Here is a 14,892-nt window from a genome sequence, read left to right on the forward strand (position 1 = left end):
TGAGAGTCATCAATATACCTCTCAGGCATATCGCATTCCGTCCCCACTTTCTCGCCGCGCTGGCGCAGCCCGCGCCGTGGCGGGCTGGCCTCGTCGTACCGGCCGAGTGGACGCGGTTCCGGCGGCGGCTACGGGAGCGGCGCGGCTGAGCAGTCGGCGCGCGTTCTCCAGGCCCATCTCGTTGTCGGACGCGCTCGAGACTCCGGTCAGATCGTCGGTGACGAGGCGGTGGGCGAAGTAGTCAGCCTGCACCGCCCAGCGAAACCGGAGCATGGCCGGCAAGCCGTGTTCCACCTCGGCGCGCGTCATGGTCTTGCTCTCCAGGTATGCCTCCACCAGGTGATCGGCCTGATCGATGCCCCCGACATACATCACTGCCGAAGCGAGGTCGTACAACAGCGGACCGTTCATCGCGATACTCCAGTCGATCAGCCCGCACTCTCCCGTCATGCGGTCGAGCCGGAATGCCTCTGGAGCCGGATCGGTGTGTAGCAGACCCCACGACAAGGATCCGGCATCAAGCGCCTCGTACTCCGCAAGGGCTGCCGCCACTGAGGCTCGGACCCAAGGACGAACCGCCAGATGAGGCGCCTGCGTCTCAACCCAGTGAAACCGGTCAGCATCCTTGATCGTCACGCCGCTCAGTGCTGCGTGGACTCGCGCCAGGGTCGTCCCGATCAGCCGTTGCTCGTCCGGGTTCTCGCCTCGTAACCCGGTGCCCGCGACCCAGTTCAACAATCCGAGCGGCACTTCGTCGACATCGGCGACGAGGCTTCCATGCCTCGTCACTACCGGGGTGCCCGCCGGAACACCTGCCGCCTCGACGTGAGCCGCGGCCTGAAGCCCGCCGATGAAGGAACGGCGTGATCCCGGCGCGACTGCCTTGGCCACCCATCGTTCGCCGCCCTTGGAGACGAACCACGTCGCCGAGTTCATTCCGCCGTTGTGCACCTGAACCGTCGCGTCCGCCAATCCCCAGTGAGCCTCGATGCAGGCACGCAGTTTCCCGTCACTGATCACCGGCAAGAGTCAAACACCATCCGCCGGAACCGGCTACGAACTTCTCACCTCACCTCACCTCACCGCGCCTGGATCCGGCTACTTCGCCCCGGCGACGCCACCTGATGGACCCGCTACTTCGACGGAGCCCGAAGAATCCTTCCCTATGATCGTCTAGCGGAAGTGCCAGCCAAGACCTGACACCGACCCATGACACATCGAGTGGAGCCTGGGGCCGCCGGCAGCCCACGTCCCGTTCTGGGAGACATGTTTGGCGCCGTCGGCTGAGAGCATGTGGAGTCGGCCCGGCTCGTCGGTGCGATCCGGAGGTGATGTGTGGATTATCGCCGGCTGGAGACCTGGCGCGAGGGTCTGCGGACGGCCGTTGCCTCCGCGGTGCTCGACTTCGAGGGCCGCTACGGATACCCGCCTGGCGAGAACTCCGTCAGCGAGCCCGACACGGCCGCTGCCGCACGGCTCGCTGCTGTCCGCCCCGGTCTTCCCGCCGACCTCCTGGACCTTTACGCCGCAGTCGGTGCCGTAGACCTGGAGGACGTCGGTTACGGGTTCTTCCTGCACACTGCCTCCGACGTGGCTCACGCCCACGAGTCACGAGACCTCTGGCACGTCAGTGGCCGCCACGACGCCGACGTCGTCGTATTCGCCAGCGATGGCGGTGGCACCCAGTACGGGCTGGCCCTGCCGGCAGGATCTCCCGTCTACCGCCTGCCACCTGACGTTGTCCTCGGCGGCACCCACACCTCGGAGGACCCGCGCTTCGAGGTAGCCGCCCCGGACCTGCCGATCTTCCTCTACCGCCTGCTCCACGCAGTGAAGGCGTTCGCCGCGTCGGGCACACCGCCGAACTTGTAATCGATCGGCCAAGTCAAGGACGTGGCAGGACGACGACGAACTTCAGGTAGCCGTGACCGAGACTCTGGGCCTGCTACGCAACACCATCGCGGACCTTGCCGAGAACGAGGCCTTCGTGATTCTGATTTCCTGCGCCGGCGTCAAGCCAGGATCAGACGCATGCTCTCCAGAGCACCACTGCTGTCACCCGGGGAAGTGATCTTCTCGGGGCGAGATGGTGGGCGCGGCAGGTTTCGAACCTGCGACCCCTCGCTTGTAAGGCGAGTGCTCTCCCACTGAGCTACGCGCCCGGAACGCCCGTACGGCAGGCCGGAGCGGCCAGCTTACCTGTCCGCCTCCGGCCCGGCGCAACGACGTGCCTGGGGTGTGGGACTCAGGCGGCGACGGCCTCGGCCAGCGCCTTGCGCCAGCCCTGCTGGTCGCGCGCCTCGCCGGGCATGTTCATCTCGGCGAACCGGACCACGCCCGCCTTGTCGATGACGAAGGTGCCCCGGTTGGCGATGCCCGCGACGTCGTTGAAGACGCCGTACGCCTGCGCCACCGCGCCGTGCGGCCAGAAGTCGGCCAGCAGCGGGAACTGGTAGCCCTCCCGGTCGGCCCAGATCTTGTGGGCGTACACGGAGTCGACGCTGACGGTCAGCACCTGGACGTCGTCGTTGACGTACTCGTTGAGGTTGTCCCGCACCTCGCACAGCTCGCCCTGGCAGATGCCGGTGAAGGCGAGCGGGTAGAAGACCAGCAGCACGGTCTTGCGACCGCGGAAGTCGGAGAGCCGGACCTCCTGGTTGTTCTGGTCCTTGAGCAGGAAGTCGGGCGCCTCGGCGCCAACCTCGATGGGCATGCGTGCTCCCTCGGGGGGTCGGGTCTGGAGTTGATCAGCCTGCCACACCCGGCGACCGCCGTCGCCGGGTGTGCGGCGCCGCCCTACTTCTTGCTCTTGGACCCGCGACGCATGACGAGGCGGGCTCCGCTCCAGTCGCGGCCGGCGTTGATGGTGGAGGTCTGCTGGAGCCCGGCGGTCTGCGCGCTCTCCGCGACCTCGCTCGGCTCGACGTGCCCGTCGCGCCCGGCTTTCGGGGTCAGGAGCCAGACCACGCCGTTGTCCGCGAGCGGCCCGAGGGCGTCGACGAGGAGCTCGAACAGGTCACCGTCGCCGTCGCGGTGCCAGACCAGAACCGCGTCGACCACCTCGTCGGTGTCCTCGTCGACGAGTTCCCCACAGCGGTCGGTCAGGGCGTCCCGGAGATCGGTGTCGACGTCGTCGTCGTAGCCCATCTCCATGACGACCATGCCCGGCTCGATACCGAACCGGTCCGCCAGGCTGCGTACCCCGTCGGCCTGGCCAGCGGTCGCGCTCACTGTCGCGTGCCTCCTCATCTATCCCTGCTCGTGGCGTCGGGTGACACCGTCGGGCCCAGTCCACACAGTTGCGGCTCGCCGCGCAAGTGGCGCACCGGGTGGAACGGAATTTACCGTGCCAGCAGCGTACGGGCACCCTGGGTGATGGCTTCCGCGGAGACCAGAACCTGACGGGCAGCCGGGCCTAATGGTACAAACGAGTCAAGTGCGGCTACGCGGCGCGCGGCACCCACGTACCCGGTGTCGACGAGCGCGGACAGCACGCCCTCGCCCACCCCGCCGGTTCGCCGTGTCTCGTCCACCACCAGCACCCGGCCGGTCGCCGACGCCTCCCGGATGACGTCGGCCACGGGCAGCGGGGCCAGCCAGCGCAGGTCCACCACCCGGCTGCCCACGCCCTCCTCGGCCAGCCTGGCGGCGGCGCGCAGCGACATCCGCACCCCGTTACCGAACGTGATGATGGTGAGATCCTCGGCGGAGCCGATCCCGTAGACGCGGGCCCGCCCGATCGGCACGTGCCGGTCCGCCCAGGTGCCCGGCTCGGCGTACTCGGCGGCCCACTCGTCGTCACCGTCCGCGTACAGGTCGCGCACGTGGTAGAGCGCGATCGGCTCCACGAAGACGCAGACGCTGCCGTCCACCCGGGCCGCCGCCAGGCAGGTCCGCAGCATCGGCGCGGCGTCGTCCGGCCGGGCCGGCACGGCCACCACCAGCCCCGGTACGTCCCGCAGCGCCCCCAGCGAGCTGTCGTTGCGGTCGTGCCCGCCAAGTCCTTCCGGGCTCGCCAGGCCGGGCACCCGCACCACCATCGGGTTGCGGAACGCGCCGCGGGACAGGAAGCGCATGGTGGCCGCCTCACCGCGGAGCTGGTCCCCGGCCCCGTGCAGCGACGTGAGGTGGCGGATCTCGGGCACCGGCAGCAGGCCGGCCAGTCCGGCGCCCAGCCCGAGCCCGAGGATCGAGGTCTCGTCCGGCAGCGTGTCGAACACGCGCGCCGCCCCGAACCGGTCCCGCAGCCCTTCGGTCACCCCGTACACCCCGCCCCGGGCGGCCACCTCGTGGCCGAAGACCGCCGTCCCGGGGTGGTCGAGCATGCCGTCGGCGAGCGCGGCGTTGATGCTCTGCGCCAGCGTCAGCGGGCCGGTCAGCTCCGGCGGCTTGCCGCCGAACGCCTCCGCCCGCGCTCCGGCACCCGGCCCTGCGGCGTGCGCCGCCGCCTCGGCGACCGCCCGGGACACCCGCACCGGCCGGCGCGGCGCCAACTCCCGCACGATCTCGACCGGGGACGCGAGCTTCGGCTCGTCCAGCACCTCCTCGGCGACGCGGCGCAGCTGCCAGCCCCGCTCGTCGTACCGGGCCAGCAGTTCCTCGCCGCCGGCGTACCCGGAGGTCACCAGCAGCCGCGCGGTGGCCAGCAGCGGGTCGCGGGTCGCGTCGCCGTCGCCCTGCTCCATCAGCCGGACCGCGCTCAGGTGCAGCACGGCGGGCCGGCGCTGCCTGCGTACCCAGTCCGCCGCCTCCGCCGCGACCTGGTAGGTCGCGGCCACGTCGGTGCCGTCGGCGGCGAAGTACTCGATGCCGGGCCGGGCCCGCAGCGTGGCGGCCACCCAGCCCTCGGCGGAGGCGCCGCTGTCGGCGCAGACGAACAGCACCGGGATGCGCAGGCCGGTGTGGTCGTACCAGCCGGTCGTGTTCAGCGCGGCGGTAGCGGTGGCGTGGTCGACCGCCCCGTCGTCGAAGGAGCAGACCACCACGGCGTCCGCGGGCCAGGGCGCCGGCTCGGCCTCGCCGTCGGCGGGCCGCGCGCCGCGGCGCAGCCGCTCCAGCGCGAGCCCCAGGCCGACGGCGCGCGGCAGGTGCGAACCGGCGGCCGAGGTGGTCGGCACGACGGCCAGGTCGGCGCGGCCGAAGACCTTCGCCCGCCCGCCGGCGGCGGGCTCCTCGGCGGAGGCGACGAGGCCGCGCAGCACGTCTCGCGCCGCCGCCGCGTAAGCGTCGTCGGGCGCGGGCTGCGGCAGATCGGGTACGACGACAGTCGCGTCACCGTCCGCGTCCACGACGATCCCGGCGCCCACGGGAAGGCTGCCCGCCTCCCGGTCCCCCGCGTCAGCGTCGAGATCTTGGTAGGAAACGGCCCCCAGAGGGGCACTTTCGCTCCAAGATCTTTCCGTTTCCGGGAAGGCGCCGGCGGCCTGGGCGGCGCGCAGGCAGTAGAACGCGCCGGAACGGGCGTGCAGCAGCGCCGGGTCGGTCGGGCGCAGCGCGGCGGCCACCGCGGCGTCGCCCTCGTGCCCGGCCGACTCGACTGTGAAGTACCCCTCGCCGAAGCCGGACAGCCACCGCCCGGCCAGGTCGAGCAGCCGGCTGGTGAGCTGCGCGTCGAACAGGGCCAGCGTCTGCGCCCCGGTCAACGGCCCGCCGTCGGGCAGCGGTTCGCCCAGGTCGCGCCTTTGGTCGGGCGTCCCGAGCGCGGCCAGTTCGGCTCGGAGCCGGTCGTCGAGATCGCGCGGGGTGGTCACGCGGACAGCATTACCGACTCGGGCCCGCCTCGCCCAGTCGGACACGTTCCGCCCGGCGTGGCTCAGACCTGGACACAGTCCTGCGGGCAGCCGCCGTCGGAGACCTTGAGCACCAGGTCCCGCAGTGTGGCCAGCTCGTCGGTGCTCAGTCCGTCGAGGAGTCTGGGGTCCGACATCACCTGACGGAGCCGGTCGCGTACCTGCCGCCCCCGCCCGGTGACCACGAGCGTCTTCTGCCGCCGGTCGGCCGGGTCGGTACGCCGTTCCACCAGCCCGGCCCGCTCCAGGCGATCGGCCAGGCCGGTGACGTTGGACCTGTCGCAGCCGAGCTGCGCGGCGAGGTCACGGGCGGGCAGCGGGCGGTCCGGGTCCAGTTCGTGCAGCGCCCGGGCGACCGCCGGGGTGAGGCCCAGAGCCGCGACTCCCTCGTCCTGGTGGTGCCGCACCGCGGCGGCGACGTGCAGGATCCGGCGCACGATCTCCCCGGCCAGGTCCGCCCGGTTGTGGACGGTGGGAACGGTGGATTGCGCCATCCGATCATCGTATGGGCGAGTCGATCTTCGATCAGCCGAACGGTCGGGCACCTCATGCAACCGATTGCCGATCATGAAGCTCTGTTCGGCGGAAATTCCCGGCCGGTCGTCCGCGCGTCACCTTCCGGCCATCGACGTCCGTGAGGCTGCCCGGAGTCGACGAACCGGACTCCGGGGAGGAAACCGTGGCTCTGTCCCGACGTACCATCCTGCTCAGCGGCGCGGCGCTCGGCGCCGCCGGCGCGGCAGCCGGCCTGCCGGTCGCGGCCGCCGCGTCGCCCGGCCCGCTGCGCCGCGACCCGTTCACGCTCGGTGTGGCCTCCGGCGACCCGGACCACGACGGCTTCGTGCTCTGGACCCGGCTGGCGCCGGAGCCGCTGGCCGAGGACGGCCTGGGCGGCATGCCGTCACGGGTCGTGCCGGTGGCCTGGGAGGTGGCCGCCGACGAACGCTTCCGGCACGTGGTACGCCGGGGCGTACGGCTGGCCCGGCCGGAGTCCGCGCACAGCGTGCACGTCGAGCTGAACGGCCTGCTGCCCGGACGGGAGTACTTCTACCGGTTCCGCGCCGAGCGCTGGCTGTCCCCGGCCGGGCGGACCCGGACCGCCCCCGCGCCGTGGACGATGCCGTCCGCGCTGGCCATGGGCTTCGCCTCCTGCTCCCAGTACGAGCACGGCTACTTCACCGCGTACCGGCGGCTGGCCGAGACCGAGCCGGAGCTGATCCTGCACCTCGGCGACTACCAGTACGAATACGCCAGGGACACGTACAACGTGCCCGGCGGCAACCCGCGCGACCACGAGGGGCCGGAGACCCGGACGCTGGCGCACTACCGGCAGCGGCACGCCCAGTACAAGACCGACACCGACCTCCAGGCGGCGCACGCGGTCGCGCCCTGGGTGGTGGTCTTCGACGACCACGAGGTGGAGAACAACTGGGCCGACGAGGTGCCCGAGGCGCCCGACCCGGACTTCCCCGCCCGGCGGGCGGCGGCGTTCCAGGCGTACTACGAGAACATGCCGCTGCGCCGCACCTCGATCCCGCGCGGCATCGACATGCAGCTCTACCGGCGGGTGCGGTGGGGGCGGCTGGCCACCTTCCACATGCTCGACACCCGGCAGTACCGGGACGACCAGGCGTGCGGCGACGGGTACAAGAGCTGCGACGCGGCGTCCGACCCGGCCCGCTCGATCACCGGCGCCGCCCAGGAGGCGTGGCTGCTGGACGGTTTCCGCCGCTCCGAGGCGCGCTGGGACCTGCTCGGCCAGCAGGTCTTCTTCGCCCAGCGGGACAACAACTCCGGCCCGCTGACGGTGACGAGCATGGACGCCTGGGACGGGTACGCCGCCTCCCGGGACCGGATCACCCGGGGCTGGACGGCCGCCGGGGTACGCAACCCGGTGGTGCTCACCGGCGACGTGCACGCGCACTGGGCCAGCGACCTCAAGCTGGACTACGCCGACCCGACCTCGCGCACCGTCGGCAGCGAGCTGGTCTGCTCGTCGATCACCTCGACCGGGGACGGCGCCGACTCGCCGACCGGCTCGCACCCGTGGCTGGCGTTCAACCCGCACCTGCGCTTCCAGAACAACCTCCGGGGGTACGTGCGCACCACGATCACCCCGGCCGAGCTGACCGCCGACTTCGACGTGCTGCCGTACGTGAGCCGGCCGGACGCGCCCGCGTACACCCGGGCGAGGTTCGTGATCGAGGACCGCGTACCCGGGTTGAACCTGACGTACGACCGGCCGCCGGCCGCGGCCCGCACCGCCGCCCCCGGCGTCGACCAGGGCCGGCAGACGGTGGAGGCGGAGACGGTCCGCCCGTGACGGCGCGACCGGGCCGGGCGCGCGGCGCCCGGCCCGGTCAGCCGGCCAGGAACGAGAGGCGCACCTGACGGTCGGGGTTGTTGTCGCCGTTGGTGTCGACCAGGCAGATCGACTGCCAGGTGCCGAGCTGGAGCCGTCCGCCGAGCACCGGCAGCGTCGCGTACGGCGGCACGAACGCCGGCAGCACGTGGTCGCGGCCGTGCCCGGGTGAGCCGTGCCGGTGCCGCCACCTGTCGTCGGTGGGGAGCAGGTCGTCGAGCGCCCGCAGCAGGTCGTCGTCGGACCCGGCGCCGGTCTCGATGATCGCCAGCCCGGCGGTGGCGTGCGGGACGAAGACGTGCAGCAGGCCGTCGCCGGCCCCGGACACGAACCGCTCGGCCTCGCTCGTGATGTCCCGGACGGTCGGCCGGGAGCCGGTCCGGACGGTGATCACCTCACTGCGCATACGGCGCATTCTGCCGCAGTGCCCGGTTCTCCGCCGCGCCCGCCGATAGCGCACCCGGTGATCGCGCAAAGTTACTGATGGGTACCTGTGTTCAGCGTCGCGTCTGAGGGTGGGAGAGGTGACGGCACGCGCCACCAGGGGGCAGGATGGCGCTAGAGACCTATCCCACACGAAACCGAGGGAACGCCTGTGGCTACGGAACGCAAGCGCCCGGTGATCACCGCTGGTCTGCCGAGCCAGCTTCCGGACATCGACCCTGAAGAGACCAGCGAATGGGTCGAGTCACTCGACGGTGTCATCGACGAGCGCGGGACAAAGCGAGCCCGGTACGTCATGCTGCGCCTGCTGGAGCGGGCCCGCGAGCGGCAGGTCGGGGTGCCGTCCCTGACCACCACCGACTACATCAACACGATCCCGCCGGAGCGCGAACCGTGGTTCCCGGGTGACGAGCACGTCGAGCGGCGGCTGCGGGCGTACATCAGGTGGAACGCCGCGATGCTGGTGCACCGGGCGCAGCGCCCGGAGATCGGCGTCGGCGGGCACATCTCCACGTTCGCCAGCTCGGCGTCCCTCTACGAGGTGGGCTTCAACCACTTCTTCCGGGGCAAGAACCACCCGGGCGGCGGCGACCACATCTTCTACCAGGGTCACGCCTCCCCCGGCATGTACGCGCGGGCGTTCCTGGAGGGCCGGCTCAGCGAGAGTCAGCTCGACGGCTTCCGGCAGGAACTGTCGCACCCCGGCGGCGGGCTGCCGTCGTACCCGCACCCGCGGCTGATGCCGGACTTCTGGGAGTTCCCCACGGTCTCCATGGGCCTCGGCCCGCTGAACGCCATCTACCAGGCGCGGTTCAACCGCTACCTGCACCACCGGGGCATCAAGGACACCTCCCAGCAGCACGTCTGGGCGTTCCTGGGCGACGGTGAGATGGACGAGGTGGAGTCGCTCGGCGCGATCGGCGTGGCCGCCCGCGAGGAGCTGGACAACCTCACCTTCGTGATCAACTGCAACCTCCAGCGCCTGGACGGACCGGTCCGCGGCAACGGCAAGGTCATGCAGGAGCTGGAGGCGTTCTTCCGGGGCGCCGGCTGGAACGTCATCAAGGTCGTCTGGGGCCGCGAGTGGGACCCGCTGCTCGCCGCGGACACCGACGGCGCGCTGGTCAACCTGATGAACACCACGCCCGACGGTGACTACCAGACCTACAAGGCGGAGTCCGGGGCGTACGTGCGGGAGCACTTCTTCGGCCGCGACCCGCGGACCCGCAAGATGGTCGAGCAGCTGTCCGACGACGAGATCTGGAACCTCAAGCGGGGTGGCCACGACTACCGCAAGCTCTACGCGGCCTACAAGGCGGCGATGGAGCACACCGGCCAGCCGACGGTGATCCTCGCCAAGACGATCAAGGGCTGGACGCTCGGCTCGCACTTCGAGGGCCGTAACGCCACGCACCAGATGAAGAAGCTGACGCTGGAGGATCTGAAGCTCTTCCGCGACCGCCTCTACCTGGACATCCCGGACAAGGCTCTGGAGGAGAACCCCTACCTCCCGCCGTACTACACGCCGGGTGAGAAGTCGGACGAGATCGCCTACCTGAAGGACCGGCGTCAGCAGCTCGGCGGCTACCTGCCCACGCGCAGCACCGCGCGCAAGACGCTGACCATCCCGGGCACCGAGCGGTTCTCCGACGTCAAGCGCGGGTCGGGCAAGCAGAAGGTCGCCACCACGATGGCGTTCGTCCGCCTGCTCAAGGACATCATGAAGGACAAGGAGTTCGGCAAGCGCTGGGTGCCGATCATCCCGGACGAGGCCCGTACCTTCGGTATGGACTCGCTGTTCCCGACCCAGAAGATCTACTCGCCGCACGGCCAGCGCTACACCTCGGTGGACCGGGAGCTGTTCCTGTCCTACAAGGAGTCGACCACCGGCCAGATCCTGCACGAGGGGATCAACGAGGCCGGGTCGGTGGCCTCGTTCACGGCCGCGGGCACGGCGTACGCCACCCACGGCGAGCCGATGATCCCGCTGTACATCTTCTACTCGATGTTCGGCTTCCAGCGCACCGGCGACGGGTTCTGGGCGGCGGCGGACCAGATGGCACGGGGCTTCGTGCTCGGCGCGACCGCCGGCCGGACCACGCTCAACGGTGAGGGCCTCCAGCACGAGGACGGCCACTCGCTGCTGCTCGCCGCCACCAACCCGGCGGTGGTCTCCTACGACGCGGCGTTCGCCTTCGAGCTGGCGCACATCGTGGAGAACGGCCTGCACCGGATGTACGGCGAGGCGCAGGAGAACATCTTCTACTACCTCACCGTCTACAACGAGCCGATCTTCCAGCCGGCCGAGCCGGAGGGCGTGGACGTCGAGGGCATCCTCAAGGGCATCCACCGCTACTCCCCCGCGCCGCAGGTCGGCGACGACGCGCCGAAGGCGAACATCCTCGCCTCCGGCACCGGCATGCAGTGGGCGCTCAAGGCCCAGCAGCTGCTCGCCGAGGACTGGGGCGTGTCAGCCGACGTGTGGTCGGTGACGTCCTGGACCGAGCTGCGCCGCGACGCGGTGGAGTGCGAGGAGCACAACCTGCTCAACCCGGGCGAGGAGCCGCGGGTGCCGTACGTCGCGCGGAAGCTGGCCGACGCCGACGGGCCGAAGGTCGCGGTCAGCGACTGGATGCGCGCGGTACCGGACCTGATCGCCCGCTGGGTACCCGGGGACTACACCTCGCTCGGCACCGACGGCTTCGGCATGTCGGACACGCGGCACGCGCTGCGCCGCCACTTCCACGTGGACGCCGAGTCGGTCGCTGTGGCCACGCTGCGCCAGCTCGCGCTGCGTGGCGTGGTGCCGGCCCACGTGCCGGCCGACGCCGCCCGCAAGTACGCGCTGGACGACGTCAACGCCGCCCCGGTCGGCGAGACCGGCGGCGACAGCTGAAAGGAAGGGCCCCTTCTTAACGCCTCCGGTAGAGGAGGGGCCCCTTCTTAACACCTCGGGTGGAGACGACGACGGCCCGGCGTCCCTGGCGGGAACGCCGGGCCGTCACCATCGCGGGCGACGCCGGGACGGGCTCGGTCAGCCGACGGCGGCCAGGTCGGTCAGCCGGGCCAGCGAGTCCTCCAGGTCGGCGCCGACCCGGCGCAGGCCGAGCCGGAGCAGGGCCGCCTTGACGGGTCCGGCGGGCCACCGCACGACGATCAGGCGTACGACGGTGCCGCCCTCCTCCTCGTCCGGGGTCAACTGGACGTAGATCTCGGTGCGCGCCTCGGCCCGGGCGCCGGCGCCCTTCGCGCGTTCGCGCCAGCCGATCAGGGTCGGCTCCTGAAAGGCGATCACCTCGGCCTCGTGCGCGGCGCCGCGTCCGGCCTGGACCAGCTGCCGCCGCCCGAATCCCTCCCCGGACAGGACTTCGGCCGCGCGGACTCCCGCCAGCCAGGCCGGCAGCTGCTCGGCGCGCTGCACGACGTCCCAGACCACTTCCACCGGCGCCGCCACGTGTGCGCTGCGTTCCACGAGGATCATGAGTATCTTTCCCCCACTTAAATCACATCCGCGATATTCGGCACTCTATGTGTAAATCGGACTTAAGTGGACGGGTTCGGAAAAGACACGCCGAACCGCCTTGCGTCATCCACCCATGACGGCCTATGGCGCAGCGGTCCGCAGGGCCCTAGAGTCGCGAGCACGCTTCACGTCTGGAGGGTGACTTGACGACCGCGCCGATGCCCGAGTTCCCCGCCGGCTTCCGCTGGGGGGTCTCCACCTCCGCGTACCAGATCGAGGGTGCGACCACAGTCGACGGGCGTGGTCCGTCCATCTGGGACACGTTCGCCCATTCCCCGGGCCGGATCACCGACGGCAGCACCGGCGACCAGGCCTGCGACCACTACCACAGGTACGCCGAGGACACCGCGCTGCTGGCCGGGCTGGGGGTGTCCGCGTACCGGTTCTCGATCGCCTGGCCGCGGATCCAGCCGGCCGGCACCGGCGCGGCCAACGCCGCCGGGCTGGACTTCTACGACCGGCTGGTCGACGGCCTGCTCGCCGCCGGCGTGGACCCGGTCGCCACGCTGTTCCACTGGGACCTGCCGCAGGCGCTGGAGGACGCCGGCGGCTGGCTGAACCGGGACACCGCCGCCCGCTTCGCCGAGTACGCCGACCTGACCGCGGCGCGCCTCGGCGACCGGGTCAAGCTCTGGATCACGCTCAACGAGCCGTTCATCCACATGAGCCTCGGCCACGGCATGGGCGCGCACGCGCCCGGCCGGACGCTGCTGTTCGACGCCTTCCCGGTGGCCCACCACCAGCTCCTCGGGCACGGTCTCGCGGTCGCGGCGCTGCGCGCCCGCAGCACGTCCCCGGTGGCGATCGCCAACAACTACTCGCCGGTGCGCCTGGCCGGTGACACCGACGCGGACCGGGCCGCCGCCGCGACGTACGACGCGCTGCACAACCGCCTGTTCACCGATCCGCTGCTCGGACGCGGCTACCCGGACGCGCTCGGCCCCGACCCGGGCGTGGTGCGCGACGGCGACCTGGACGTGATCGCCGCCCCGATCGACGTGCTCGGCGTCAACTACTACAACCCGACCGGCATCCGGGCGCCGGAGGCGGACTCGCCGCTGCCGTTCGAGATCGTGCCGCTGGAGGGCTACGCGCGTACCGCCTTCGACTGGCCGGTGGCCCCGGACGGGCTGCGCGAACTGCTGCTCCTCCTGCACGAGCGGTACGGCGGCGCGCTGCCGGCGATCCAGGTCACCGAGAGCGGCTGCGCGTACGACGACGCGCCCGACGCCGGCGGCCGGGTGCACGACCCGGAGCGGATCGCGTACCTGGACGGGCACATCCGGGCGGTGCACCAGGCGATGGCCGAGGGCGTGCCGGTGACCGGGTACTTCGTCTGGTCGCTGCTGGACAACTGGGAGTGGGCCGAGGGCTTCACCAAGCGGTTCGGCCTGGTGCACGTCGACTTCGGCACGCAGCGGCGGACGCCGAAGTCGTCGTACACCTGGTTTCAGGATCTGGTCCGGCGATGACCACGATGAACCCGACGCCGGCGTCGCTGCCGGCGGCGCTCGCCGAGCCGACCGTCCCGGTCCGGCGGAGCTGGATCGCGCTGATCTTCGCGGCCAACCTCGGCGTCTGGATGGCGTTCTTCACCCCGATCCAGGTGCTGCTGCCGCAGCAGGTGGAACGGATCGCGCCGGCCGACAAGGAGGCCATGCTGGCGGTGGTCACCGGCCTCGGCGCGCTCGCCGCGGTGCTGGCGAACCCGCTGGCCGGGGCGCTGTCCGACCGCACCTCGCTGCGGCTGGCCAACCGGCACTTCGGCCGCCGGCACGTCTGGACCGCGCTCGGCGCGGTCGTCGGCGCGCTCGCCCTGGTGCTGCTGGCCCGGCAGAACACCATCGCCGGGGTGGCGGTGGCCTGGGTGGCCGCGCAGGTCTGCTTCAACGCGATGCTGGCCAGCCTCACCGCCGCGATCCCGGACCGGGTGCCGGTGGCGCAGCGCGGCGGCGTGTCCGGCTGGGTGGGCATCCCGCAGGCGCTGGGCCTGGTGCTCGGCGCGGTGCTGGTGACCGCCGTGGTCACCGGCAACGCGGCCGGGTACGCGGCGATCGCGCTCGCCGTACTGCTGCTGTCGCTGCCGTTCGCGCTGCTGACCCAGGACGACCACCTGCCCCGGGAGCACCGCTCGCCACTGCGGCTGCGCTCGCTGTTCGCCTCGATGTGGATCAGCCCGCGCCGCCACCCCGACTTCGCCTGGGCCTGGTTCACCCGGTTCCTGGTGCAGACCGGCAACGCGCTCGGCACGCTCTACCTGCTCTACTTCCTCACCGACGGGGTGCGGGTGGCCGACCCCGAGGGCTCGCTGCTGGTGCTGATCCTGCTCTACACGCTGGGCATGATGCTCACCGCTGTGGTCGCCGGGCGCATGTCCGACCGCTCCGGCCGGCGCAAGGTCTTCGTGATCGCCTCCGGGCTGATCATGGCGGTGGCGGCGGTGCTGCTGGCGGTGGCGCCGACCTGGCCGATGGCGATCGTGGCGGCGCTGCTGCTCGGCGCCGGGTACGGCGTCTACCTGTCGGTGGACGCGGCGCTGATCACCCAGGTGCTGCCCGCCGCCACCGACCGGGCCAAGGACCTCGGCGTGATCAACATCGCCAACTCGGCGCCGCAGGTGCTCGGGCCGGCGCTGTCCGCCCCGATCGTCGTGCACCTCGGCGGCTACCCGACGCTGTACGCGGTCACCGCGGCGGTCACCCTGCTCGGCAGCGCTCTGGTCGTGAAGATCAAGTCGGTGCCCTGACCCGGCCCCCCGCCCGAAACCCGTCGCG

12 protein-coding genes and 1 tRNA gene are annotated in these 14,892 nt (G+C 71.5%); 5 read left to right on the top strand and 8 right to left on the bottom strand.

Translation table 11 applies throughout. The features are described 5' to 3' along the window. Positions 1–21: 21 nt before the first annotated feature. A complete protein-coding gene (locus KSK32_RS03760) occupies positions 22–1,020 on the bottom strand; it encodes a phosphotransferase enzyme family protein (protein WP_216928497.1) in 999 nt (332 codons plus the stop codon). Between the two features lie 315 nt (positions 1,021–1,335). On the opposite strand from KSK32_RS03760, the gene KSK32_RS03765 reads away from it, so the two are divergent. Then, positions 1,336–1,872, top strand: a complete 537-nt coding sequence (locus KSK32_RS03765; protein WP_216928499.1) for a hypothetical protein — start codon at positions 1,336–1,338, stop codon at positions 1,870–1,872. A gap of 215 nt (positions 1,873–2,087) precedes the next feature. Here KSK32_RS03765 and KSK32_RS03770 read toward each other — a convergent pair. The 5 genes from KSK32_RS03770 to KSK32_RS03790 all read right to left on the bottom strand — a co-directional run bounded on the left by KSK32_RS03770 (position 2,088) and on the right by KSK32_RS03790 (position 6,283). Further along, a tRNA-Val gene (locus tag KSK32_RS03770) sits at positions 2,088–2,162 on the bottom strand. An 83-nt stretch (positions 2,163–2,245) separates the two neighbouring features. After that, positions 2,246–2,713: a peroxiredoxin gene (locus KSK32_RS03775; RefSeq protein WP_128138072.1), complete on the bottom strand. Its 468-nt coding sequence runs from the start codon at positions 2,711–2,713 to the stop codon at positions 2,246–2,248. 83 nt (positions 2,714–2,796) lie between these two features. Beyond that, entirely contained in the window at positions 2,797–3,231 is a 435-nt protein-coding gene (locus tag KSK32_RS03780; RefSeq protein ID WP_013287823.1) for a DUF3052 domain-containing protein, read from the bottom strand. A gap of 110 nt (positions 3,232–3,341) precedes the next feature. After that, positions 3,342–5,750: a transketolase C-terminal domain-containing protein gene (locus KSK32_RS03785; protein ID WP_216928501.1), complete on the bottom strand. Its 2,409-nt coding sequence runs from the start codon at positions 5,748–5,750 to the stop codon at positions 3,342–3,344. A gap of 62 nt (positions 5,751–5,812) precedes the next feature. Continuing rightward, positions 5,813–6,283: a MarR family winged helix-turn-helix transcriptional regulator gene (locus KSK32_RS03790; RefSeq protein WP_216928503.1), complete on the bottom strand. Its 471-nt coding sequence runs from the start codon at positions 6,281–6,283 to the stop codon at positions 5,813–5,815. A gap of 185 nt (positions 6,284–6,468) precedes the next feature. Between KSK32_RS03790 and KSK32_RS03795 the strand changes: the two genes are divergently transcribed. Beyond that, a complete protein-coding gene (locus tag KSK32_RS03795; protein ID WP_216928505.1) occupies positions 6,469–8,112 on the top strand; it encodes an alkaline phosphatase in 1,644 nt (547 codons plus the stop codon). Positions 8,113–8,149: 37 nt separating this feature from the next. Here KSK32_RS03795 and KSK32_RS03800 read toward each other — a convergent pair whose 3' ends face one another. Beyond that, positions 8,150–8,557 carry a secondary thiamine-phosphate synthase enzyme YjbQ gene (locus KSK32_RS03800; RefSeq protein WP_216928507.1) on the bottom strand — a complete coding sequence of 136 codons (408 nt, stop codon included), beginning with the start codon at positions 8,555–8,557 and terminating at the stop codon, positions 8,150–8,152. Between the two features lie 189 nt (positions 8,558–8,746). On the opposite strand from KSK32_RS03800, the gene aceE reads away from it, so the two are divergent. Beyond that, positions 8,747–11,491, top strand: a complete 2,745-nt coding sequence (aceE, locus tag KSK32_RS03805) for a pyruvate dehydrogenase (acetyl-transferring), homodimeric type (protein ID WP_216928509.1) — start codon at positions 8,747–8,749, stop codon at positions 11,489–11,491. 138 nt (positions 11,492–11,629) lie between these two features. Here the strand turns inward: aceE and KSK32_RS03810 are convergent, their stop codons facing one another. Further along, positions 11,630–12,076 (bottom strand): SRPBCC domain-containing protein, encoded by a 447-nt coding sequence (locus KSK32_RS03810; RefSeq protein ID WP_018787096.1) that lies wholly within the window; start codon positions 12,074–12,076, stop codon positions 11,630–11,632. A 200-nt stretch (positions 12,077–12,276) separates the two neighbouring features. On the opposite strand from KSK32_RS03810, the gene KSK32_RS03815 reads away from it, so the two are divergent. Further along, on the top strand, positions 12,277–13,590 hold the full coding sequence (locus KSK32_RS03815) for a GH1 family beta-glucosidase (protein ID WP_216928511.1): 1,314 nt from the start codon (positions 12,277–12,279) through the stop codon (positions 13,588–13,590). Further along, positions 13,587–14,864 carry an MFS transporter gene (locus tag KSK32_RS03820; protein WP_216928513.1) on the top strand — a complete coding sequence of 426 codons (1,278 nt, stop codon included), beginning with the start codon at positions 13,587–13,589 and terminating at the stop codon, positions 14,862–14,864. Before KSK32_RS03815 ends, KSK32_RS03820 begins: the two co-directional genes overlap by 4 nt. Positions 14,865–14,892 lie beyond the last annotated feature (28 nt).

This window comes from Micromonospora sp. WMMB482 (assembly GCF_019038635.1).
In the GTDB taxonomy this organism is placed as follows: domain Bacteria; phylum Actinomycetota; class Actinomycetes; order Mycobacteriales; family Micromonosporaceae; genus Micromonospora; species Micromonospora marina.